Source organism: Nocardia sp. NPDC004573 (genome assembly GCF_053602135.1).
This window is the reverse complement of the sequence record NZ_JBSGDA010000006.1, coordinates 178,047-198,840: the sequence shown is the minus strand read 5'-3', so window position 1 is coordinate 198,840 and position 20,794 is coordinate 178,047. Positions and strand designations below refer to the sequence as shown.

Below are 20,794 nucleotides of genomic sequence, written 5' to 3'. Positions count from 1 at the left end.
ACGACGGCCACCTGCCGCCGGAACCCGTCCCGGCCGAGCCGGCATACCGTCCACAACACCACAGCTCCGCCCGCCTCCACGGGCGTCCGAGCCGATACTGCTTCAGTATTGCTCGTCCCGCTTGACCAGGCACGACACCTCGCCCAGATCCGCGGTGACATCCGGCCCGCCGACCGGACACCGACGAGCCGCTCAACCCGCCTTCGCGAGCAACGCCGCCTGCGCCCGTGCCACCTCGGCGGCCACCACATCCGTGTCGACCGTCCGTACCTCGCCGTCGCGCACCACCTCGCGTCCGTTCACCAGCAGCGCCGCCAGCGGCGGGGCCGAGCCGAGCACCAGGGCGGTCACCGGATCCTCGATCCCGGCGTGCGCGGCCGTGTCCAGGCGCCACAGCGCCAAGTCGGCCAGTTTGCCCACCTCGATCGAACCGATCTCGGCGGCGCGGCCCAGCACGCGCGCCCCGCCCATGGTGGCCAGTTCCAACGCGGTGCGCACGGTCATCGCGTGCGGGCCGCCTCGGTTGCGCGCCCACAGCAGCGCGTGGCGCGGTTCCTCGATCATCGAACCGGCCTCGTTGCTGGCCGCCCCGTCGACACCGAGACCCACCGGGACGCCCGCGCGCACCAGGTCGGCGGTGCGGGCGACGCCTGCGCCGAGCCGCGCGTTCGACGTGGGGCAATGCGCCACGCCGGTGCCCGTTTCCGCCATGGCATCGATCGCGTCGTCGTCCAAGTGGACGGCGTGCGCGTACCAGACGTCGGGACCGAACCAGCCGAGCCGCTGCATGTACTGCGCCGGCGTGCAGCCGAAGGCGGACGCGCAGTAATCCTGCTCGTCGGCGGTCTCGGCGAGGTGGGTGTGCAGCCGCACCCCGGTCGCGCGGGCCAGGGCCGCCGATTCGCGCAGCAGATCGGGCGTGACCGAGAAGGGCGAGCACGGCGCCAGCGCGATCCGGAGCATGGCGTCGAACGACGGGTCGTGCCAGCGCGCGACGGCCTCCGCGCTCGCGGCGAGGATGTCGTCCAGGCGTTCCACCAGGTGATCGGGCGGCAGCCCGCCCGCACTCGCCCCCAGGTCCATCGAGCCGCGACAGGGGTGGAACCGCAGACCGACCCGCGCCGCCGCGGTGATCTCGGCGGCGAGCGGGTCACCGCCGTCGCGGGGGAACACGTAGTGGTGATCGGTGGTGGTGGTGCACCCGGTGCCTGCGAGAGCGGCGAGCGCGCCCGTGGCCGCCACGCGGACCGCGTCCTCGTCGATACCCGCCCAGACGGGGTAGAGCTTTCCGAGCCATTCGAACAGCGTGTGGTCGGTGGCCAGGCCGCGGGTGATCCATTGATAGAGATGCTGGTGGGTGTTCACCAGCCCGGGAGTCAGCAGGCAGCCGCGCCCGTCGATACGCCGCGCACCGTCTGATTCCGGCGGATCGCCCGCGCCCACCGCGTCGATCCGGTTGCCGCGCACCACGACGTGGCCGCGTTCGTACTCGGTCCCGTGCGGGTCCACGGTCGCGACGGCGCAGTCCGCGATGACGGTCACCTGGTCCACGCCAGGCCCGCTTCCGGCGCGTCGGCACGTGCCACGGTGGCGTGGATCAACCCGTAGGGCCGGTCGTCGGCGTGGTACACCTCGCCGCGGTTCTCGATGCCGAAGCGAGCCAGGTCGTACTCGAAATGATGCTTGTTCGGCGCAGCGAGCCGGATCTCGGCGAGCACCGGGTAGGCCGCCAGCGCGGCCTTGCCCATTTCGAACAGAGTCTGTTGCAGGGCCTTCGAGTGCAGCGTCGCGAAGGTCTCCACCAGCCGCGCCCGTACGCCCGCGTAGACCTCGTCCCAGTCCACGCCCGTGCTGGTCGCGAACCGCCACTCGGCCACCAGCGCGGTGGCCAGCATCCGATCACGGGTCGGCGCGAGCACGGTGAACTCGTCGGTCAGGAAATCCGCGAATTCCGAGCCGGTCGATTTGAGGATGGTCAGGTCTTTCACCCCGCCGACGACCCAGGCCCGTCGCTCGTCGCCGCTGCCGGTCACGGTGACGGCCGCGGTGCGCACGTCCGGCCCGCTGCGCACCCAGGTGTGGTCGTGCTCCACGCCGCCGACCGAGACGCGCTGCCAGGCGTATTCGTCGACCTCGACGCGCGCGCTGCGCACCGGTTCGATGTCGGCGACGAAATGATCGGCCAGCGCGAGCGCGTAGTCCTCGATCGCCCGCAGTCCCGGCTGCTCGGCGAAGGCGTAGGCCGTCTGCTTCTGCGTATCGGTGGGCAGGACCTTCGCCTGGTCGCCGGACACGTACGCGTCGGCGAAATCACCGCGCAGCACGGTGGAGACGTTCACATCGCGGATCTCGTGCCGTGCGGCCCGGCGGTAGATGCGGACGATCCGGTTCTCCGCCTTGCCGTAGCGGTGGTCGGTCAGCTCGATCGGTCCGGTCAGTTCCATGCTCGCTCAGCTCCCTCGATAGGTGGAAAAAGCGAAGGGCGACAGCAGCAATGGGACGTGATAGCGCTTTTCGTCGGTCACGGCGAACGCGATGCTCACTTCCGGATAGAAGGTTTCGACCCCCTGCCTCGCGAAGTAGGCGCCGGTGTCGAACACCAGCCGATAGGTTCCCGGTTCGAGCGCTTCGCCCAATGCCCGGATCCGCCCATCCGCGCCCGTTTCGCCCGAATCGAGCTGTCGCTCCTGGTGGTACAACGTCACCGTGACGCCAGCGGCGGGCGTACCGCGCACGGCATCCAGCACGTGGGTGCTCAGCGTGCTCACGACAGCTCCGCCAGCAGCGCGCGCAGCCGGATGCGGTTGATCTTGGCCAATTCAGTTCGCACGACTCGCCTTTCGGTTTCGGGATCATTGCGCAACCGGGCGGTGAGCAGCGTGAGCAACTCCTCGCCCGACTTTCCGCTCGCGCACACCAGGTAGATGTGCCCGAACCGTTCTTCGTAGACGCGGTTGCCCTCGGCGAGTGCCGCGCGTACCGCTTCGTCCGCTCCCGCCACCCCGGCCTGCTCGCGCGCCGAGGCCGTGGAATGCGGCCGCTCCCCGATCCTGGGATGGCCCGCCAGCGCGAAGTCCAGTTCCGGCTCCGGCAGCCGCACCGACAACTCCTCCGCCGCGTCGAGCATCGCTTCGGCTCTCCGGTACGGACGGCCCGCGACCAGCGACCGCGCGAAGCCCGGCGACGAGCAGCAGCCCAGCACCGCCTGATAGGCGGCGTCGTCGGACAGCGCGTCGAACGCCGCGATCCCGGGTCGCCGATCCGTCATCGGACCAGCATCGAATACGCCCGGGCCCGCCGCCACCGGAAGGGCACGGATCGCTGTCGGCGTGTCGCTCCATGGATGCGTCTGAGCACCGGTTTCCCATCGTGCGGCGCAGACCGGCCGGTATTACCGTTTACGCATGGCCGACCCTGATCGCTCCGCCGTCGCACCGTGCGCCGGCGTCGTGCTCGCCGCGGGCGCCGGAACCCGCTACGGAAAACCCAAAGTGCTCGCCGAGGGCGGCGCCTGGTTGCGAACGACGGTCACCGCGCTGTGCGACGGGGGCTGTGATCCGATCATCGTGGTGCTCGGCGCGACCGGCCCCACACCGCAGATCATCGATCTGCCGCCGGGGGTGCGCCACGTCTGGGCGGCGGACTGGGCCACCGGCCTGAGCGCCTCGCTGCGGGCGGGTCTGATCGCCGCGTCGCGCACGCCCGCGCGCTACGCCGCGATCATGCCGGTGGACACCCCTGATGTCGGCGCCGACGTGGTCGCCCGGGTGCTGGCCGCCGCCCTGACGGCCCCCAGCGGCCTGGCTCGAGCTGTGTTTCACAACACACCGGGTCACCCCGTTGTTATCGCCCACAAGCACTGGACCGCGGTGTGCGGGGCGGCGGCGGGAGATTCCGGAGCCCGGACATATTTGACCGGTAGAGACGATATGGTGTGCGTCACGTGCGACGATTTGGCGACGGGCGTCGATCGTGACTTCCCGGCCAGGACCGCACGGTGATCGGAGCTAGCTGATGCGGGACATCGTCGACGACCTGTTGCGGGTGTGGCACTCGGGCCGGACCGGCGGACTTGGCACCATCGTGCGCACCGTGGGCGCCGCCCCCTTGCCGGTGGGCTCCGCGATGCTGATCGATCCCGACGGGGCAGTCTACGGATCGGTCGCCGCGGGCGGGCTGGAGGAGATCGCGTACGAGGCGGTGCTACAAGCGGCGCGCACCGGCAGGCGTGCGATGCACCGCTTCGGCGTGGCCACCGGCTTGGAGGCGGGCGCGAACGGCGAGGGAATGATCGACGTCTTCACCGAACCGTTCTCCCGAAGACACTTCCCGGAGTTCCCGGATGTCGCCGCCGAGATCGCGGCGCACCGCAGGGTCACCGTCTTCACGGTGGTGTGGAACTCCGATGCCGACCTGATCGGCCAGCACCTGATCACCGACAAGAAGCACGCCACCGAACTGCTGGCGCTACCGGATTCGGACGTCTTCGTCTCCTCGTTCGCCCCGCCGCCGCGACTGATCATCTTCGGCGCCAATTCCTTCGCCGCCGCACTCACAGTGCAGGCCGAATTGCTCGGCTACCGAGTGACCATCTGCGACTCGCGCCCCAATTTCGCTACGCCGGAATCTTTTCCCGGCGCCGAGGTGGTAGTGGACTGGCCACACCGCTACCTCAACACCCTCTCCGCGGCCGGGGAGATCGACAGCAGCACGGCCATCGTCGTGCTATCGCATGATCCCACCTTCGAGATCCCGCTTCTCACCGTGGCGCTACGACTACCCGAGCTCGGCTATCTCGGCGCCATGGGCTCACGCCAGGTGCATATCCGGCGTATCGAGGATCTTCAGGCAGGCGGTTTCGGCCCGGAGACGCTCGCGCGGCTGCATTCGCCGGCCGGATTGGATATCGGCGCGCGCACCGCACCCGAGATGGCCGTGGCGATCGCCGCCGAACTGCTGGCCGCCCGCGCCGCGCAACCGGCGCGACCGGCCGACCCGTACAGCGGCGAGATCCCGATCACGCCGAGAACCGCTGTGGGGCTCGGGATCTGATCACTTCAGGCCGGGATTCTCGGCGTAGACCTCGCGCAGCACGGACAGATCGAACAGTTGCGCGGCCTTGATGTCGATCTTCGCGCTGCGCAGCGCGGCGACGTTCTGTTCGATCAGCGCGTCGGTCATGGAGAGCAGACCGTTGGCGGCCGTGTCCGCCGAGACCACGAGTTCGTTCTGCGCCACAGCCTCCTTCGTCTGCTCGGCCAGGTCCAGCTTCTGATCCTTGCCGTACACCTCCACCGCCAGCCGCGCCGATTCGGCCGGATCCGCCACCGCGTCCTTCCACCCCTTGATCTCGGCGGCCAGGAACGCTTTGAGCTTGTCACGCTCGGTGTCGATGGTCGACTGCGCGACCGTCAGCGTCTCGGCGACCAGCGGCAGGTTGTAATCGGCGAACAAGAAGTGCGCCGTCGGAAAACCCTTCGCCGCGAGCGTGATCGGTTCGTTGGTCACGTAGCTGACCCATCCGTCGACCTCACCGTTGGCCAGCGGGGTGGGGTCGAATTGCGCGGGCACGATGGTGACGTCGCCGGGCTTCAACCCGTTGGCGGTGAGCAGCGCGGTGAAGATCAGCTGGTTGGTGTCCTGCACACCGATCTTGCGGCCCTTCATGTCCGCTGGCGTCTTGATCGGTTTCGCCGCGGAGGACACGATCGCGAACGGGTTCTTCTGATACGTGGTGGCGACGATCTTGGCGGGCAGGCCCTCCAGGATCGCGGGCGCGGTGGTCTGTGGCGCGGACAACCCCAGCCACACCTTCCCGGTGTCCAATCCGGCCTCCACCGACGTGCTGGCCGCGCCGCCCGCGATCAGGTCGACCGAACCGAAACCGGCTTCTTTGAAATAGCCTTTCGAATCGGCGAAGTATTCACCCGCGAACTCGATGTTCTTCAGCCAGGACAACTGCACCGCGACCCCGCCGTATTTCGAGCCGTCCGCGGTGGTGCCGCCGGAGGAGTCGCCGGAGCTTCCGCCGCAGGCGGCCAGCGCACCCGCACCGCCGAGCGCGGCGCCGGCGAACGCGGAGTAACGGAGAAACGAGCGTCGGTTCAGGTGCCCGAACGTGGAGCGGTGCGCGGGTGTCATGGGCCGAATCTAGGTGGCGCGCGTTTCATTTTCTTTACTTTGGCGTTCCGAGCGCGGAATCCGCCGGGTCTGTTCGCTCAGAATCGTCCCGCTTCCGGGCCGAACCGGGCCAGCACCAGGTTCTCGATCACACCGACGATCGCGTAGAGCACCACCGAGACCAGCGTGACGATGACGATCGATGCCCACAACTTGCTGTATTGGAACGTCGGGATCGCTCGGATCAGGCCGGCCCCCAGACCGGTTCCACTGCCCAACCACTCCCCCAGCAACGCGCCGATCAGCGCACCCGGCACCGAGATCCGCGCGGCGGCGAACACCGAAGGCAGCGCCGCGGGCACGGCCACCATGCGCAACCCGGTCCAGCGTGACCCGCCGTACGCGGTCACCAGTTCCAGCGCCTGGCGCGGCGCGTTGCGCAAGCCCGCCATGATCATGACCAGGGCGGGGAAGAACACGACGATCGCGGCGAGCACGGCGACCCCGGCGAGACCGCGGCCGAACACCAGCACGATGATCGGGGTGAGCGCCACCAGCGGCACCGAGCGCAGCAGCATCGCCACCGGGAGGAAGGTCTGCTCGACGGCGGCGAACGAGACGAACAGCGCCGCGACCACCAGCGCGGCGAGCATGCCCGCGCCGAACCCGATGGCCGCGTCGCGCAGCGTGATCTGCAGATCGTCCAGGATGGCCTGCCGCGCGGCGGCGGCGTTGGGGGCGGTCACCAGGTAGGTCCAGATGTCGCCCGGCGTCTTGCCGACCCGCGGACCGACCTGCGGGAACGCCCGCAGGAAGACGGACCAGATCACCAACATCAACAGCAGCGAGGTGGCCAGCGGGAACAGGAAGATCCCGATGCGTCGCAACAGGTTCATCGGGCGTCCTTCCCGTCCCGGCCCGGCCGGACGTTCATCGTGCCGCCTGCGCGGTCCACGGCGCGGCCAACCGGGCCGCCAGCGCCACCAGCGCGTAACCGAGCCCGGCCAGCGCCGCGGCGGCCAGCGCCATGCCCCAGGTGCGCGGCACGTTGTAGGAGGTCTGCGCGGCGGTGAGCGCCACCCCGATCCCGCTGTCCACGCCGCCGAGGTACTCGCCGATGATCGCGCCGAGCACCGCCGACGGCGCGGCGATCTTCAACGCCGCGAACGTGCCGGGCAGCGCCGCGACCGCCTGCACCCGGTACAGCTGCTGCCAGCGGCCGCCGCCGTAGGCGCGCACCAGATCCAGGCTGGTCCGGTCGGCCGAACGCAATCCGGCGACGGTGCCGACCATCGTCGTGAAGAAGCAGTACATCGCCGCCAGGAACACCGTAGGGGTGCGTCCACCGAAGACCACCAGGATGATCGGGCCCAGCGCGAGCAGCGGCGTGCAGTAGCTCAGGATCGCCAGCTGGGTGGCCAGCGACTCGATCGGCGGCACCAGCACGATGAGGACGGCGAGCGCGATGGCCAGGCCGTTGCCCCAGACGAACCCTTGCAGCGCGCCGAGCGCGGTGATCCGGAAGTTGGGGCCGTACAGCCCCCACCCGTCGGTATACATGGTGTGCAGCACCTGCCAGGGGCTGGGTACGGTGCCGCCCGCGACCTCGAACGCCGCGAGCGCCCACCACACCGCGACCAGCCCGAGCACGCCGAGCACGCCGCCGAAGCGCTTCATGCCATGTCTCCCGTCCGCCGCACGCAGCGCGCGAAGGGGTGCCGGCGCACCGGCCGGATGCGCGCGCTCGACCGCTGCCGGCCCGTTTCGCGATGGCGCAAGCAGCGCTCTGGCCGGCGCTCGTTCATGCGACGCCTCCTTTTCCCGCGGTCCCGAACAGCAGCTCCGACAGATAGTCGTGCAGCTTGTGGAATTCCGGCGTCCGCATCATCTCCGGCAGCCGTGGGCGCGGGAGATCGATCTCGACCAGTTCCAGCACCCGGCCCGGTCGCGGACTCATGACGGCCACCACGTCGGACAGGAACACCGCTTCCGCGATGCCGTGGGTGACCATCAGCGTCGTCGCGGGCTTCTCGGTCCAGATCCGCAGCAGCTCCAGATTGAGCCGCTGCCTGGTCATGTCGTCGAGCGCGCCGAAGGGTTCGTCCAGTAACAGCACGGCAGGCCGCACCACCAGCGCCCGCGCGATCGAGACGCGCTGGCGCATACCACCCGACAGCTGCGCGGGCTTGGCCTTCTCGAAACCCTCCAGGCCCACCAGACCGATCAGCTCGTCGATCTGCCCCGGCCCCGGCTTGATGCCCGCGACCTGCAGCGGCAACGCGATATTCGAGGCCACCGACCGCCAGGGCAGCAACGCCGAATCCTGGAATGCGATGCCGAGCGCGTGCCTACCCCGCAGCTCGGCGGGCGTCGCCCCGTCGATCAGCGCCGTGCCCGCGGTCGGCGTCTCCAGGCCGGCGAGGATGCGCAGCACCGTCGACTTGCCGCAGCCGGACGGGCCGAGCAGCGAGAGGAACGCGCCCTGTTCGGTGTGCAGATCGACACTCGCCAACGCCTGCACGGTCTTCCGCCCGACCCGGAAGGTCTTCGTCAATCCGCTGAGATGAATTCCGGTCCCCCCGGCGGTACCGCTCTCCGTGCTCATGACGGCCACGATAAGAGCACCCCGTTGCGCGGACATTGCGAATCGCGCCGCCAGATTGCGCAATCGTTACGGTCCGCACCGCGGCGGCGAAGCGGATTTCGAATCGCGGCGATCCGATCGGATGAGATACGCCCCGCCGCGGGTTACACGACAGGTGAACCCGATCATCACGCTGCTCGACGCCAAGCTGCACGTCGCGGGCTCGGAGATGCTCTGGCGCGAGGTGATCGGCAACGGCTTCGGGTTGGCGTCCGCGATCGGCGGCATGCGGCGGCGCGTGTGGGCCTGGCCGGCGGGCATCGCCGGGAACGCCCTGCTGTTCACCGTGTTCGTCGGCGGCGTTTTCCATACTCCGCAGCAGCTGAACATGGCGGGACAGGCCGGACGCCAGCTCATGTTCGTCGCGGTCAGCGTCTACGGCTGGTGGCGCTGGTACCGCCACGCGGCGCGGGAGACCGGCTCGACCCAGCGCGGCGTCGACCCGCGTTGGGCGAGTACGCGCGAACGCGTGGTGCTCGTGGCCGCGATGCTCGCGGGCACCGCGGTGTTCGCTCAGTTCTTCGAGTGGCTGGGTTCGTACGGTCCGTGGGCCGAGGCGTGGATCTTCACCGGTTCGGTCCTGGCCACCTACGGCATGGCGCGGGGGCTGGCCGAGTTCTGGTTGCTCTGGATAGCCGTCGACCTGGTCGGCGTTCCGCTGTTGGTGCGGGCGGGCTACTACCCCTCGGCAGCTCTGTATCTCATCTACGCGGGCTTTGTCGTGTGGGGCTTCCTCGTCTGGGTGCGAACCATGCGCCGAGGCACCGGCTCCGGCAGCGATGCGGCGCCCGATCGAGTAGCGGCCACCGTCGCAGGTGAATAACCGGCTGTTCCGGTTCACATATCGGTAACCTCGTCGCTACCGTCCGGAATCGTCCCCCACCACATCAATTCCCACCAGTGGGGATAGGCACGGCGCCGGAAGTTTGCCAACTACGCCGAACCTCCTGCGATGCAACCATTCTCGAAACAGGAGAAGAAACAGTGTCGATGTGCGGCATCGCCTGACGGTCCTGCCTGGTCCGCCGAATCCGGCTGCCGAGAAGATCGGATGCTAGGGTTCACAGCAAACGGTCCATCCACACGCACCATGGTGGCCGCGTCGTCGGATCGTCAATTTGCACGTAGATTTGTCTCGAGGTTCGGCATATGTTCCCCGCGCGTTTCCATGGGGTTTCCCGAGCTTTTCGCGACGGCGCCGAAGACATACTCCGGGCATTGAGCAGATATGCGGCGCACGAAAGAGGTTCGGCCCGGTCTCGGGCCGAGGAGCTTCGTCGCTTTGCCGACCGAGCCAGGGCGTCCGACGAACAAGGAGGGCGGACTATTGCCGCCGCAGCCGGTCTGCCGAGCAATTCACCGAGAGCCGACTTTCCACCACCGAACAATTCTGGTTCACAACTTCCCGTTCGTCGGCGGCCCGGCGGAAACGAGCAGATCAACAGAGAGATCGCGGACGGTCTGCGCGAACGGCACGGCATCGAGGTGTATGGCTTCGGTACACCGGGCGTCGATACGGATACGGTTCGCGGCATCGTCGCCGCCTTGGACGATATGCTTGCCAAGTATCCGCACACCAGGATTTTATCGGTAGAGATAGGCGACGTCGAGGGAGATATTATGAGGGCGCTCGAAGACAGAGTCGGCAGTACCGATCTCAGAGCAACTCGGATAACGTTCTCCACCAAGTACGCCACAGACCCGAAAAGACTTTCTACAGACGTATCGGAAGCGGTGCAGAGCGGACATTTCGTCCCGAGATCCCAAGGCCCGGCATATAGCACAATGGTTCACGAATTCGGCCATGCGCTGACTTACGCAGGTCGCTCGGCGGCCCTCGACAGGGCTGATTCCGCTTTGTTGGATTATTATCGAAATAACCACGGCCACAAGGTCTCTGAAATCGACATGGACGAATCCTACCGAAAATGGCGTGATCAGCTGAGTAGCTACAGCTTCTGGAAAGGGGGAGAGTTCCATCCGACCGAGGCTTTGGCTGAAGCGTTCGCCGACGTCGAGCTGAATGGCGCCCGTGCTAGCGAACCCGCACAGGTTCTGCATGGGCTACTGGTGGACACGGCAGAGTCGGAGTGGCGGAGAGAAGGATTGATTTGAGGGGCAGAGATTTGTCAGCCGATCAGCTTCGACGCAATTTCGATACGAGCCTGGCACGTGCGAAAGAGGGGCTGGCTCCAGGTTCTCACTCGGGTCTCGGCCCTCGTGTCGAGGCCACGTTGATCGCGATAGCGCTGGCCTACCCGGCAGCCGGTGATGAGCTCATCGCGAGAGCCGAACGAGAGTTTGCTTGGGAATTGGCCAGACCCGATCACAGCGTATAGCCATGTCGGGCTGAACGGCTTTCAGTTGGTCGCGCGAGCATGCTCGACAGCGGCCTACACCACGTCGACCCGCACGCCCGCCGCTCGAATCCCCTCCACCGCGGCCGGGTCCGCGCCGGTATCGGTGACCAGCACCTGCACCTGCTCGATGCCGCAGATGCGAGCCAGCGCGGTGCGCTCGAGCTTGTCGCCGGTGGCCACCACGATCACCCGGCCGGAACGCCGCACCATCTCGGTGGTGACCCCGGCCTCGTCGATGTGCCTGCACTGAGCGCCGCCCTCGACGGAAATCGCGTTCACGCCGAGCACGAGATCGTCGAGCCGCAGTTCGGCCAGCGCCCGTTCGGCCAGCGGTCCGTGCAGTTCATAGGACTCCCGCCGGGCCACACCGCCGAGAACGATCGTGCGCATGTGTGGCCGCAGCACCATCTCCCCCGCGATGTTCAGCGCATTCGTGACGATGGTGAGCTGTTCGTCACCGGCCGATCCGAGATCCGTGCGCCCGGCCAGCGATCTGGCCACCGCCGTGGTGGTCGTGCCGCCGTTCATTCCCACCACCGCGCACGGATCGACCAGGGACGCGGCGTGTTCGGCGATGCGCTGCTTGGCCTCGCCCGCACTCTGCCGATAACGGGCCGGCAGGTCGTAGGCCACCGAGGTCGCCACCACACCGCCGTGCGTCCTGGTGGCCAGCTGCTGTTCGGCGAGCGCGGTGAAATCGCGGCGCACCGTCGCGGCGGACACACCGAGCCGGTCGGCGGCCTCCTCCACCGAGAGCCGTCCGGATTCGGCGAGCAGTTCCAGCAACCTGCTCCACCGTTGCGGACGATCCGTGGGTCCGGTCATCTCACACCGGCCCGGACGCGCGGGAACCCCGCTGTTTCGGCGAACACGCGAACAATATGACCACACGCCCGTGCCGGCCGTAGCGATCTCCCACGACCGTCACCGGGCCGGTCCGGCTCGAGACACCTCGGCCTCGACCGCGTGGCTCTCCCGAAGCACCGGTGTGCCGGGGAGATATCCGGCCGGATCGCCCGTCGCCGGATCCACCCGCGGGCACGAAAGGCCGGAATGCACGAAATAGGCGATCTCCGCGCAGATTTCGTCCAGACCCACCGTCGCATCCGGCGCCGTGCTCTGCACCAGTTCCTGAGCGAGGGACGTGACCGCGCCGATCACCGCCAGCGCGAAGAGATCGAACCGGCGCGGGCCGGTCTCGCCACGGCCGACGGCGCGCTCGGCCTCGCTGATCAGCAACGCCGACAGCAGGCGGCGCTGCTGCCTGCGCCACTCCTCCACCACGGCGCTCACGCCGACCACCTCGACGTAACAGACTCGCGCGCGCCGGGCATCGGCACACGTGACACCCAAGTACGCGCGGAAACTCGCCACGATGCGCACGGGCAAGGGCTCGTTCTCGGTCGCCGCCAGGGCCGCCAGCGCGCATTCCAGCGCGCGGGAGGTGATGCGATTGCCCAAGGCGATGAGCAAGGCCTCGCGGCTGCCCATGTCCTCGTAGAAACTGCGCGTGGACACGTTCGCCAGGGCGCACAGGCGTTCGATCGAGGTGGCCGCGTAGCCCTGGGTGCCGAATAGTTCGAGGGCGGCATCGATGAGGCGGGTCTGCCGCTGGGCAACCCGCTGCTCCTTGGACAGCCCGCCGTAGCTGCGACCGTCCTTGGGTCCGTGATCCCGCCGTGTCACCGTTCGATGCTACCGCGCGGCTACCCCCCGCCCGCGCGTGCGACGGTGGAGCCGTGGCGATTCCGTCGTCCGCGCGGTCCGGCGCGCGCACGCTATTTCACGCTGCCCGCGGTCAGTCCCGCCACCAAGCGCTTCTCGATGACCGCGAACAGCAGCACCACCGGAATGATGCCGACGGTGGAAATCGCGAACACGTACTGCCACGCGGTGTCGTACTGGCCGACGAACTTGGTCAGCGCCACCGACAGCGGTTGGTTCTCCGGCGTGGTCAGCACGACCAGGCTGGCGGCGAATTCGTTCCAGCACGCCACCATCACGAAGATCGTCGCCGTCACGATGCCCGGCCAGACCAGCGGCAGACTCACCCGCAGCAGCGTCTGCGCGCGGCCGAGTCCGTCGAGCATGGCGGCCTCCTCGATCTCCACCGGGATCGCGGCGAAGAAACTGTGCAGGATCCACACCGCGAACGACAGGTTGAACGCGGCGTTCACCAGGATCATCGCCAGCCAGGTGTCGTTGATGCCGAGCGCGAAGAATTCCCGGATCAACCCGGTGACCAGCACCGTCGGCTGCAACATCTGGGTGACCAGCACCACGCCGAGAAACACTCCGCGCCCCGGAAAGCGGTGCCGCGCCGTGTAGTACCCCGCCGGGATCGCGACGACCAGCACCAGCGCGGTGGCGCAGACCGCGATGATGATCGTGCTGGCCAGGTTGAACGGCAGGGGCGTCTCCGGGGTGTCCCACATGGTGGCGTAGTTGTCCGGATGCCAGGAGCGCGGCAGATACGTCGGTGGAATGCGCAGAATCTCGGCCCTGCTCTTCAGCGAACCGAGCACCATCACGAGGAACGGCAGCAGGAACACCGCCGCGAGCACCACGCCAACCGCGGTGAGCTCCCAGCGGCGTCGCGCGGGCACCGCTTCGGCGACCGGCGTCGCGGTTTCCCGTTCGAGCACCTCCACCCGCGCCGTCATCGGTCCACCTCCCGCGTCGGGCGGACCAGCTTCGCGTAGATCGCGATGACGACGATGATCAGCGCGAAGTTCAGCACACTCATCGCGGCGGCCGTGTCGACCTGCTGGTTCTGCCGGATCAGTTTGAACGTGAGCGTAGTGGTGGTATCCGCCGAGAACCCGGCGATGCTGCCGGTGATCACTTGCAGGATCGGCAGCGAGTTGAACACGTTGATGATGTTGACGACGGTCGCCACCGCGATCGCCGGACGCAACTGCGGCAGGGTGAGATAGCGGTAACGCTGCCACGCGCTCGCGCCGTCGACCCGTCCGGCCTCATCGATCTCCGCCGGAATGGACTGCAGCCCGGCCAGGATGGTGTAGGTGGTGAACGGCACCGACACGAACACCGCGACACCCATCGCCACCAGAAACGCCTGCGTGGGCTGTTTGGTGAAACCGTAACCGCGATCGAGCACACCGATGTCGACCAGGAACCGATTCGCGATGCCGACGTCGGGGTCGAGCATGTAGTAGAAGATCGTCGTCGTCATCACCACCGACGCCGCCCACGGCACCAGGATCGCCATCCGCACCGCGGTGCGCCCGGGGAAGTCCTTGCTCAGGAACTGGGCGAGCGCCGCCGACAGCACCAAGGTGACCAGCACGACGCCGACCACCCAGACCACCGTGTGGACCAGCACCGAGCCGAGTTCCGAGATCCCGAACAGGGCCCGATAGTTGGCCAGCCCGGCGTTGCCGCGGTCCTGGCCGTAGGCGCTGAGGTCCCGGGTGCTGGTCCACACCATGTAACAGGCCGGGAAGGCGACGACGGCCGCGATCAGCACCAGCGACGGCCCGATCCACGGCAGCGCCGCCGGCAATCCTCTGCGCCGCACGTCAGTTCACGGCTTCCTGGATCCGGCGCAGGACCTGAGCCGGGTCCGCGCCCTGTCCGATGGTGCCGATCTGCTGACGAATGGCGCCCTGCGCCGCAGCCCATTTCGGGTTGTTGCTCGGGTAGAACCGCGCCACCGGAAGCGTGGCGGCGAACGCCTTGGTGACCGGGTCCTCGGCGAGCGCGGCGGTGGCGCTCTGGGTGATCGGGATGAACCCCTCGTGCTTGACGAAGTCGGCGTACACCGCGGCCGAGTAGAAGAAGTCGAGGAACTTCTTGATCGACTCGGCCTTCGCGCCGTCCTTCTTGAACGCCATCAGGTGATCGGCCACCCCGAGCGTGACCGGCGACCCGGTCTTCGTCGGCGAGGGCGCCGTCGCGTACCGCAGGCCCGGGTTCTTCGCCAGGATCTGGCCGATGGTGGGCGGCAGCGCTTCGATCATGCCGATCTTGCCCTGGATGAACGCGTTGATCACGTCTTTGCGGTCGGTCGCGCCCGGGTTGGGCTGGGTGGCACCGGCATCGATGAGCTCGCGCATTGCTCGCACCCCCGCCAAATTCGCGGGGGTGTCCACGGTGATCCGGTCGCCGTCGGCCCAGGAGCCGCCCGCGCCGAAGGTCCAGATGGAGGTTTCGCCCTGCGCCTCCTCGCTGCCCAGCGGCAGCCCGTACCCGGAGACGCCGCCGCCGAGCGCCTGGATCTTCTTCGCCGCGTCGGTCAGCTCGGCCCAGGTCTTCGGTGGCCGGGCGATGCCAGCCTTCTCGAACAGTTCGGCGTTGTAGAACAAGGTGCGGGTGGAGGCGAACAGCGGCAGCGCGTATTGCGTGCCGTTCAACGCCGCGTTCTGCGCGAAAGCGGGCTGGATGTCGGCCAGCACCGGCGCGGAGACGATGTCGGTGGCCGGGTAGAGCAGGCCGTCGCTCGCGAAACTGGCGTAGGCGTCGATGTTGAGCAGGTCCGGGGTGGTCGACGGCGACTGGAGCTTGGTGCGCACCACGTCGTTGATCGAATTCCAGGACTCCATCTGCACGTTGACGGTGATGCCCGGGTTCTGCTTCTGGAATTCGGCGACGATCCCGTCCCACAGCGCCTTGGTGCCCGTGGCGCCGTCGCTGTAGGCGGGGGCGAGGAAGTTGATCGTGGTGGCGGAGTCCGCGGCGGTCTTCGAACCGAACCCGCAGGACGAGAGGGCCAGCGCGACGCCGGTGACCATCGCGACTCCGGCAAGCACGCGGTGAAACGGTCTTTTCACGAGCAGAACCTTTCAGATTTACCCACCCGGCGCCAGCGGAGCCGCCGATGATGGGAGGACGCACCGTCCGTGCACCTCAATGTAATCTGAATTGTGATCAAATGTGACCGATTTGATCGCATATTTGACATAAACGATCATCGGGATGAAGCTGTTCAGGTGCCTACGCCTGAGCCGCATCTGGCCACCGAAGTGGCGACCCAGCCGGACGACTGGACGCGCGCCGCGACCATCGCCGCCGATCACCACGCCGCGCTGCCGAGGCCGGGTGAGCGTGTCGCGGTGATCGGCTGCGGCACGTCGTATTTCATGGCATGCGCGATCGCGGCATTGCGGGAGGGCGCGGGCCGGGGGATCACCGACGCCTGGCCCGCCAGCGCCGTGCGCGCTCGCGACTACGACCGCTACCTGGTGATCTGCCGTTCGGGCACGACCACCGAGGTGGTGCGGGCCATGCGGGACATCCCCGCGCACATCCCGCGCGCGGTGATCTGCTCCAGTCCCGGCACGCCCGTCCTCGAACTGGGCGACCCGATTCTCATCGACCAGGTCGACGAGCGATCGGTGGTACAGACCCGGTTCGCCACCACCACCCTCGCCATCCTGCGCAGCCATCTGGGTGAGGACCTCGCGCCGGTGATCGCCCAGGCGCGTGCGGTCCTCGCCGAGGATCCCGCCGAATCGCTGGCATCGGTCCGCGCTGCGGAGCAGATCAGTTTCGTCGGCATGGGATTCGCGGCGGCCATCGCCGACGAGGCGGCGCTCAAACTGCGCGAATCCTGTCAGTCCTGGACGGAGGCGTATCCGGCGACCGAGTACCGCCACGGCCCGATCGCCATCTCCGCACCGGGCCGCGCGGTCTGGGCCTTCGGGCCGCTCGAGCCGGACTTCGCCGCCGACGTGACCGCCACCGGTGCGCACCTGGAACACCGCGACATCGATCCGATGGCCGACTTGCTCCGGGTGCACCGGCTCTGCCTGCTGCGTTCCGCCGACCTGGGACTGGACCCGGACCACCCGCGCGGCCTGAATCGCTCGGTGGTGCTGAAGTCGTGACCGAGGGCGTGCGATGAGAACCGGGTCGATGGCCGCGCGGACCTCGGGCATGCCGCCGCGAAACCCGGTCCGCCGCCGCCCCGCACCGCAGAAGGAGACTTCCGGCATCGGCGAGCGATCACAGCCGCCGGCCGCGCCAAGCAGTGCGCCACCGCACGTCATCGAACGGAGCACACACGCGATGGCGCGGCGGGCGGATACCGCCTCGAAGCCGGACCACATGGGCGCGCCCGCGATCCCGCCACCCGCTGTGGGCCGGCGGAAGCTGGTATCCGCATCGGGTATGGCCCGAGTGCCGCATTGGGCCACGACAACTCCGCAAGCCACGGATACCTCAACGCAGCGGCCACCCCGACGTAGGGAGCCGGTATCGGGGGCGCGACACCCACAGCGGGGCACGGCATCCTCGCAGACCACACACGCACCGGCGAAGGAGCCGCCGAGAACTACTGTGCGGGGAATGGGTATCGAAGAGTCGCGGACGCCACCGGGCTCCGCCTCCGAATCGAGCGCCGCCGGGCCCGGCTGGGCGGGCCGCGACGACCGGCAGAGCGCGCGCCGAGTTTCGAACCGGCAGCCCGCGGTCGCGCTCGGCCGAGCGGCGGATACCGCGGCGCTGCCGAGCGACGCCTTGGTGCTCGGCGTGGACGTCGGCGGTACCACTATCAAAGGAGAGGTCACCGACGCCGGAGGAGCAGTGCTTGCCGTGGGCGCGGTCGCCACGCCACACGGCCCCGCCGCCTTCGACGCCATGGGCGAGTTGGGTGATCGGTTGCTGGCCGACCTGCCGGAATCCGGCCGCGCCCGAGTGCGCCGGGCGGCCGTGGTGCTGCCCGGCATCGTCGACACCGCCCGGTCGGTCGCGGTGTTCAGCAGCAATGTCGGCTGGCGGGACGTGCACGTGGGCGACCGCTTCACCGAACGCTGGGGCGTGCCGACGTTGATCGAGCACGATGTGGCCGTGGCCGGTTGGGCGGAATGGCGATACGGCGCCGGGCGGGGCTACGACAACGTGTGCGTCGTCGTTCTCGGCACCGGCATCTCGGGAACGCTGTCGGTCGGCGGACGATTGGTGCGCAGCAGCTACGGGCAGGTCGGCGAGTACGGACACGTGCCGGTGCGGCGCGTGGGCGGATTGCCCTGCCCCTGCGGCAATACCGGTTGCGTCGAGACGGTCGCCTCCGGCGCGGCCATCGCACGGGCCTACACGCGGCGTACCGGGCGCGAGACGAGCGGCGCCGCAGAGGTATTCGCGCTCGTGGCCACCGATCCCGACGCGGCCGCCGTGGTGGCGGACGCGGTCGACGCGCTCGCCGACGGGCTGGTCGGTATCGTGCACGCGGCCTGCCCCGAACTGGTCGTCCTCGGCGGCGGGCTCGCCGGCGCGGGCGCGGCGCTCACCGAACCACTGCACCGAGCCCTGTCCGACCGCCTCCGCCTGGTCCCCGCGCCCCGAGTGATGCTGGGTGAGTTCGGCGCTCGCGCCGGACTGGCGGGCGCCGCCCTGTTCGCCCGTCGCGGTGCGTTGACATGACGGGTCGCGCGGACGACGCCGCGTCACCTGGGGTCGGCGGATCTACCGCGCCGCGCCGACTTCCAGCGCGGACGTCACCCACACCTCGCGGACCAAGGGGGGCACTGACATGACCGCACACACCGAGCTGATCATCCGGGGGCGCATCGTCTCGGCGAGCGTCGAACTGGACGACGGGGTGGTGCTGGTATCCGGAGACCGGATCGCGGCCGTGCGGTCGTTCGCGCAATGGCGAGCGGCGCATCCCGATTTACCTGAGCCGCCATTTTCCGGCACCGTCCTGCCGGGGCTTGTGGACATTCACAATCACGGCGGGTTCGGCTACCGGTTCGATACCGTGCACGGCGCGGACGCACGGTCCGCCGCCCGATCCCACCATGCGCACGGCTCCACCACGGTGGTGGCGAGCGTGGTCACCGGGCCCGCCGCGGAGATGGTGGCGCAGACCGCCACCTTGCGCGAACTCGCCGAAGAAGGCGTGCTCGGCGGAATCCACGTCGAAGGGCCGTTTCTGGCGCGGGCGCGCTGCGGCGCGCAGGACCCGCGATTCCTGTGCGATCCCGATCTCGGGCTGACCGAACGGCTGCTGGCCGCCGGCGGCGCGCATCTGCGCGCGATGACGCTAGCGCCGGAGCGTCCCGGCTACGCCGATGTCGCGCGACGGCTGACCGACAGCGGTGTGGTGGTCGCGCTCGGCCACAGCGACACCGACTATGCCTCGTTCCGGAATGCTCTGCGGCCGCGGGGATCAGGAACCATCGTGACGCACTTGGCCAACGGCATGCCGCCGCTGCACCACCGGGGCCCGGGCCCCGTCGCCGCGGCACTGGTGGCAGCGGCGGCAGGAGACGTCGTCGTGGAGCTGATCGGCGACGGCGTGCATGTGGATCCGGGCTTCGCCGCGCTGGTTTTCGCGACCGCGCCGGGGCGGGTCGCGCTGGTCACCGATGCCATGCAGGCCGCGGGCCTCGGCGACGGCGAATACCGGCTCGGCCCGCAGCCGGTGACCGTGCGCGACGGTGTCGCGCGCATCGCGGGCGGGTCGATCGCGGGCGGAGTCAGCACCTTGCTGGAGTGCGTCGCGCGTGCCGTGCGCGAATCCGATGTCCCGCTGCGGGACGCGGTGTGCGCCGCCACCGCGGTCCCGGCCACCGCGCTCGGACTCACCGACATCGGTGACCTGCGGCCCGGCCGATTCGCCGACATATTGACAGTCAGTGACAATCTCCACTTGCGCGGGGTGCTCAGACGTGGACAGTGGTTGAGGTGATCCTCACCGTGTCAATGAATCCCGCGTACGACATGACCTATCGCGTCGAACGCTTCGAACGCGGGCAGGCCCACCGGGTGCGGTCGGTGGAACAGCGCATCGGCGGCAAGGGCATCAACGTGACCCGGGTGCTGAATCAGCTCGGCAAATACGCCAAGGCCACCGGGTTCTCCGACCACGCCTTCGCGGCCGCCGCCGAGCTGGAGATGCCGGTCGACTTCGTGCACGCGTTGCCCTGGGTACGCCGCACGGTCGTGATCAGCGAGTCCGAGGACGGCACTGCCACCGCGCTGTGGGAGCCGGGCGCCCGCGTCTCCAATCCGCACGCCGCGGAGCAATTGGCCGTCCGGGTGGCGGGCCTGCTGCCCGAGATCGCCGGGTTGGTCATCTCCGGGTCCCTGCCGGGCGGCATCGAGCCCTCGTTGCCCGCCGAGATCGCCCGCACCGCCATCGCGGCCGACGTGCCGACCATCTGCGACGTCGACGGCGAGGCACTGCGCTTGGCGGCGCAGGTGCCGGGCATCGTGCTCACCCCGAACAATGCGGAGTTGCGCCGCCTCACCGGCACGCAGCCGGAGACCGACGACGAGATCCGGGCCGCCGTGCAGCCGCTGATCGACAACGGGGTGCGCGCGGTGATCGCGACCCGCGGCCCCGAGGGTATCGCCGCGGTGACCGCCGACGGCGCGTGGTCGGCGGCGCTGGCCGAACCGCTCGCCGGGAATCCCACCGGCGCGGGCGACGCCGCGGTGGCGGCCGTGATCGCGACCCTCTCGTCGGAACCGCACCCGGACTGGCCCACCCTGCTGGCCGACGCCGTGGCCACCTCCGCGGCCGCCGTCGTCATCCCGGTGGCCGGTGAGATCGACCGCTGCCTGCGCGCCCGGCTCACCCCGACCGTCCGAGTCCGCGAACTGGACTCACCCACACCGCAGAAGGCTTCCCCATGACCGCCGCGCCCGGTAGCGCGCCGATCGGCCGTGGACCACTGCGCGCGGGCAAGCGGAACGCACGCCG

The 20,794-nt window shown here is 68.9% G+C and carries 21 protein-coding genes; 8 read left to right on the top strand and 13 right to left on the bottom strand.

The annotated features are described in order from the left end of the window. Positions 1 to 192: 192 nt before the first annotated feature. From ACWEKR_RS12460 to uraD, 4 genes are read right to left on the bottom strand one after another with little or no spacing between them, the layout of a single operon-like run. Positions 193 to 1,551 (bottom strand): 8-oxoguanine deaminase, encoded by a 1,359-nt coding sequence (locus tag ACWEKR_RS12460; protein WP_452354572.1) that lies wholly within the window; start codon positions 1,549 to 1,551, stop codon positions 193 to 195. Then, positions 1,539 to 2,444, bottom strand: coding sequence for a factor-independent urate hydroxylase (pucL, locus tag ACWEKR_RS12455; RefSeq protein WP_452354571.1), 906 nt, complete (start codon positions 2,442 to 2,444; stop codon positions 1,539 to 1,541). Before pucL ends, ACWEKR_RS12460 begins: the two co-directional genes overlap by 13 nt. Before the next feature lie 6 nt (positions 2,445 to 2,450). Further along, positions 2,451 to 2,768, bottom strand: a complete 318-nt coding sequence (uraH, locus tag ACWEKR_RS12450; protein WP_159841481.1) for a hydroxyisourate hydrolase — start codon at positions 2,766 to 2,768, stop codon at positions 2,451 to 2,453. Continuing rightward, positions 2,765 to 3,268 carry a 2-oxo-4-hydroxy-4-carboxy-5-ureidoimidazoline decarboxylase gene (gene uraD, locus ACWEKR_RS12445; RefSeq protein WP_452354570.1) on the bottom strand — a complete coding sequence of 168 codons (504 nt, stop codon included), beginning with the start codon at positions 3,266 to 3,268 and terminating at the stop codon, positions 2,765 to 2,767. Before uraD ends, uraH begins: the two co-directional genes overlap by 4 nt. Before the next feature lie 136 nt (positions 3,269 to 3,404). On the opposite strand from uraD, the gene ACWEKR_RS12440 reads away from it, so the two are divergent. Then, positions 3,405 to 4,001, top strand: a complete 597-nt coding sequence (locus ACWEKR_RS12440; RefSeq protein WP_452354569.1) for a nucleotidyltransferase family protein — start codon at positions 3,405 to 3,407, stop codon at positions 3,999 to 4,001. A 13-nt stretch (positions 4,002 to 4,014) separates the two neighbouring features. Further along, positions 4,015 to 5,052: an XdhC family protein gene (locus ACWEKR_RS12435; RefSeq protein ID WP_452354568.1), complete on the top strand. Its 1,038-nt coding sequence runs from the start codon at positions 4,015 to 4,017 to the stop codon at positions 5,050 to 5,052. Here the strand turns inward: ACWEKR_RS12435 and ACWEKR_RS12430 are convergent, their stop codons facing one another. From ACWEKR_RS12430 to ACWEKR_RS12415, 4 genes are all read right to left on the bottom strand, one after another. Further along, complete coding sequence (locus ACWEKR_RS12430; RefSeq protein WP_452354567.1) at positions 5,053 to 6,141, bottom strand: ABC transporter substrate-binding protein; 1,089 nt, start codon at positions 6,139 to 6,141, stop codon at positions 5,053 to 5,055. A 77-nt stretch (positions 6,142 to 6,218) separates the two neighbouring features. After that, positions 6,219 to 7,016: an ABC transporter permease gene (locus tag ACWEKR_RS12425; protein ID WP_452354566.1), complete on the bottom strand. Its 798-nt coding sequence runs from the start codon at positions 7,014 to 7,016 to the stop codon at positions 6,219 to 6,221. Between the two features lie 34 nt (positions 7,017 to 7,050). Continuing rightward, positions 7,051 to 7,797 (bottom strand): ABC transporter permease, encoded by a 747-nt coding sequence (locus ACWEKR_RS12420; RefSeq protein WP_452354565.1) that lies wholly within the window; start codon positions 7,795 to 7,797, stop codon positions 7,051 to 7,053. Positions 7,798 to 7,921: 124 nt separating this feature from the next. Next, positions 7,922 to 8,725, bottom strand: coding sequence for an ABC transporter ATP-binding protein (locus tag ACWEKR_RS12415; RefSeq protein WP_452354564.1), 804 nt, complete (start codon positions 8,723 to 8,725; stop codon positions 7,922 to 7,924). A 154-nt stretch (positions 8,726 to 8,879) separates the two neighbouring features. Here ACWEKR_RS12415 and pnuC point away from each other — a divergent pair, with 154 nt between their 5' ends. Together pnuC and ACWEKR_RS12405 are read left to right on the top strand one after the other, a co-directional pair. Then, positions 8,880 to 9,587, top strand: coding sequence for a nicotinamide riboside transporter PnuC (gene pnuC / locus ACWEKR_RS12410; protein WP_452354563.1), 708 nt, complete (start codon positions 8,880 to 8,882; stop codon positions 9,585 to 9,587). 326 nt (positions 9,588 to 9,913) lie between these two features. Further along, a complete protein-coding gene (locus ACWEKR_RS12405) occupies positions 9,914 to 10,879 on the top strand; it encodes a hypothetical protein (RefSeq protein WP_452354562.1) in 966 nt (321 codons plus the stop codon). 278 nt (positions 10,880 to 11,157) lie between these two features. Here ACWEKR_RS12405 and ACWEKR_RS12400 read toward each other — a convergent pair whose 3' ends face one another. The 5 genes from ACWEKR_RS12400 to ACWEKR_RS12380 all read right to left on the bottom strand — a co-directional run bounded on the left by ACWEKR_RS12400 (position 11,158) and on the right by ACWEKR_RS12380 (position 15,917). After that, positions 11,158 to 11,949, bottom strand: a complete 792-nt coding sequence (locus tag ACWEKR_RS12400) for a DeoR/GlpR family DNA-binding transcription regulator (protein WP_452354561.1) — start codon at positions 11,947 to 11,949, stop codon at positions 11,158 to 11,160. Between the two features lie 99 nt (positions 11,950 to 12,048). Next, a complete protein-coding gene (locus ACWEKR_RS12395) occupies positions 12,049 to 12,810 on the bottom strand; it encodes a TetR/AcrR family transcriptional regulator (RefSeq protein ID WP_452354560.1) in 762 nt (253 codons plus the stop codon). A gap of 92 nt (positions 12,811 to 12,902) precedes the next feature. After that, a complete protein-coding gene (locus ACWEKR_RS12390; protein WP_452354559.1) occupies positions 12,903 to 13,787 on the bottom strand; it encodes a carbohydrate ABC transporter permease in 885 nt (294 codons plus the stop codon). Further along, the gene (locus ACWEKR_RS12385) at positions 13,784 to 14,665 is read right to left on the bottom strand and encodes a carbohydrate ABC transporter permease (RefSeq protein WP_281875915.1); all 882 of its coding nucleotides are present in this window, start codon (positions 14,663 to 14,665) and stop codon (positions 13,784 to 13,786) included. Before ACWEKR_RS12385 ends, ACWEKR_RS12390 begins: the two co-directional genes overlap by 4 nt. Before the next feature lies 1 nt (position 14,666). Next, positions 14,667 to 15,917 (bottom strand): extracellular solute-binding protein, encoded by a 1,251-nt coding sequence (locus ACWEKR_RS12380; protein WP_452354558.1) that lies wholly within the window; start codon positions 15,915 to 15,917, stop codon positions 14,667 to 14,669. A 159-nt stretch (positions 15,918 to 16,076) separates the two neighbouring features. On the opposite strand from ACWEKR_RS12380, the gene ACWEKR_RS12375 reads away from it, so the two are divergent. From ACWEKR_RS12375 to ACWEKR_RS12360, 4 genes are all read left to right on the top strand, one after another. Continuing rightward, positions 16,077 to 16,973, top strand: a complete 897-nt coding sequence (locus ACWEKR_RS12375; RefSeq protein ID WP_452354557.1) for an SIS domain-containing protein — start codon at positions 16,077 to 16,079, stop codon at positions 16,971 to 16,973. A 460-nt stretch (positions 16,974 to 17,433) separates the two neighbouring features. After that, positions 17,434 to 18,507 carry an ROK family protein gene (locus tag ACWEKR_RS12370; protein WP_452354556.1) on the top strand — a complete coding sequence of 358 codons (1,074 nt, stop codon included), beginning with the start codon at positions 17,434 to 17,436 and terminating at the stop codon, positions 18,505 to 18,507. A gap of 109 nt (positions 18,508 to 18,616) precedes the next feature. Continuing rightward, positions 18,617 to 19,777, top strand: coding sequence for an N-acetylglucosamine-6-phosphate deacetylase (locus tag ACWEKR_RS12365; protein ID WP_452354555.1), 1,161 nt, complete (start codon positions 18,617 to 18,619; stop codon positions 19,775 to 19,777). 8 nt (positions 19,778 to 19,785) lie between these two features. Next, positions 19,786 to 20,727 (top strand): hexose kinase, encoded by a 942-nt coding sequence (locus ACWEKR_RS12360; RefSeq protein ID WP_452354554.1) that lies wholly within the window; start codon positions 19,786 to 19,788, stop codon positions 20,725 to 20,727. Positions 20,728 to 20,794: the final 67 nt, after the last annotated feature.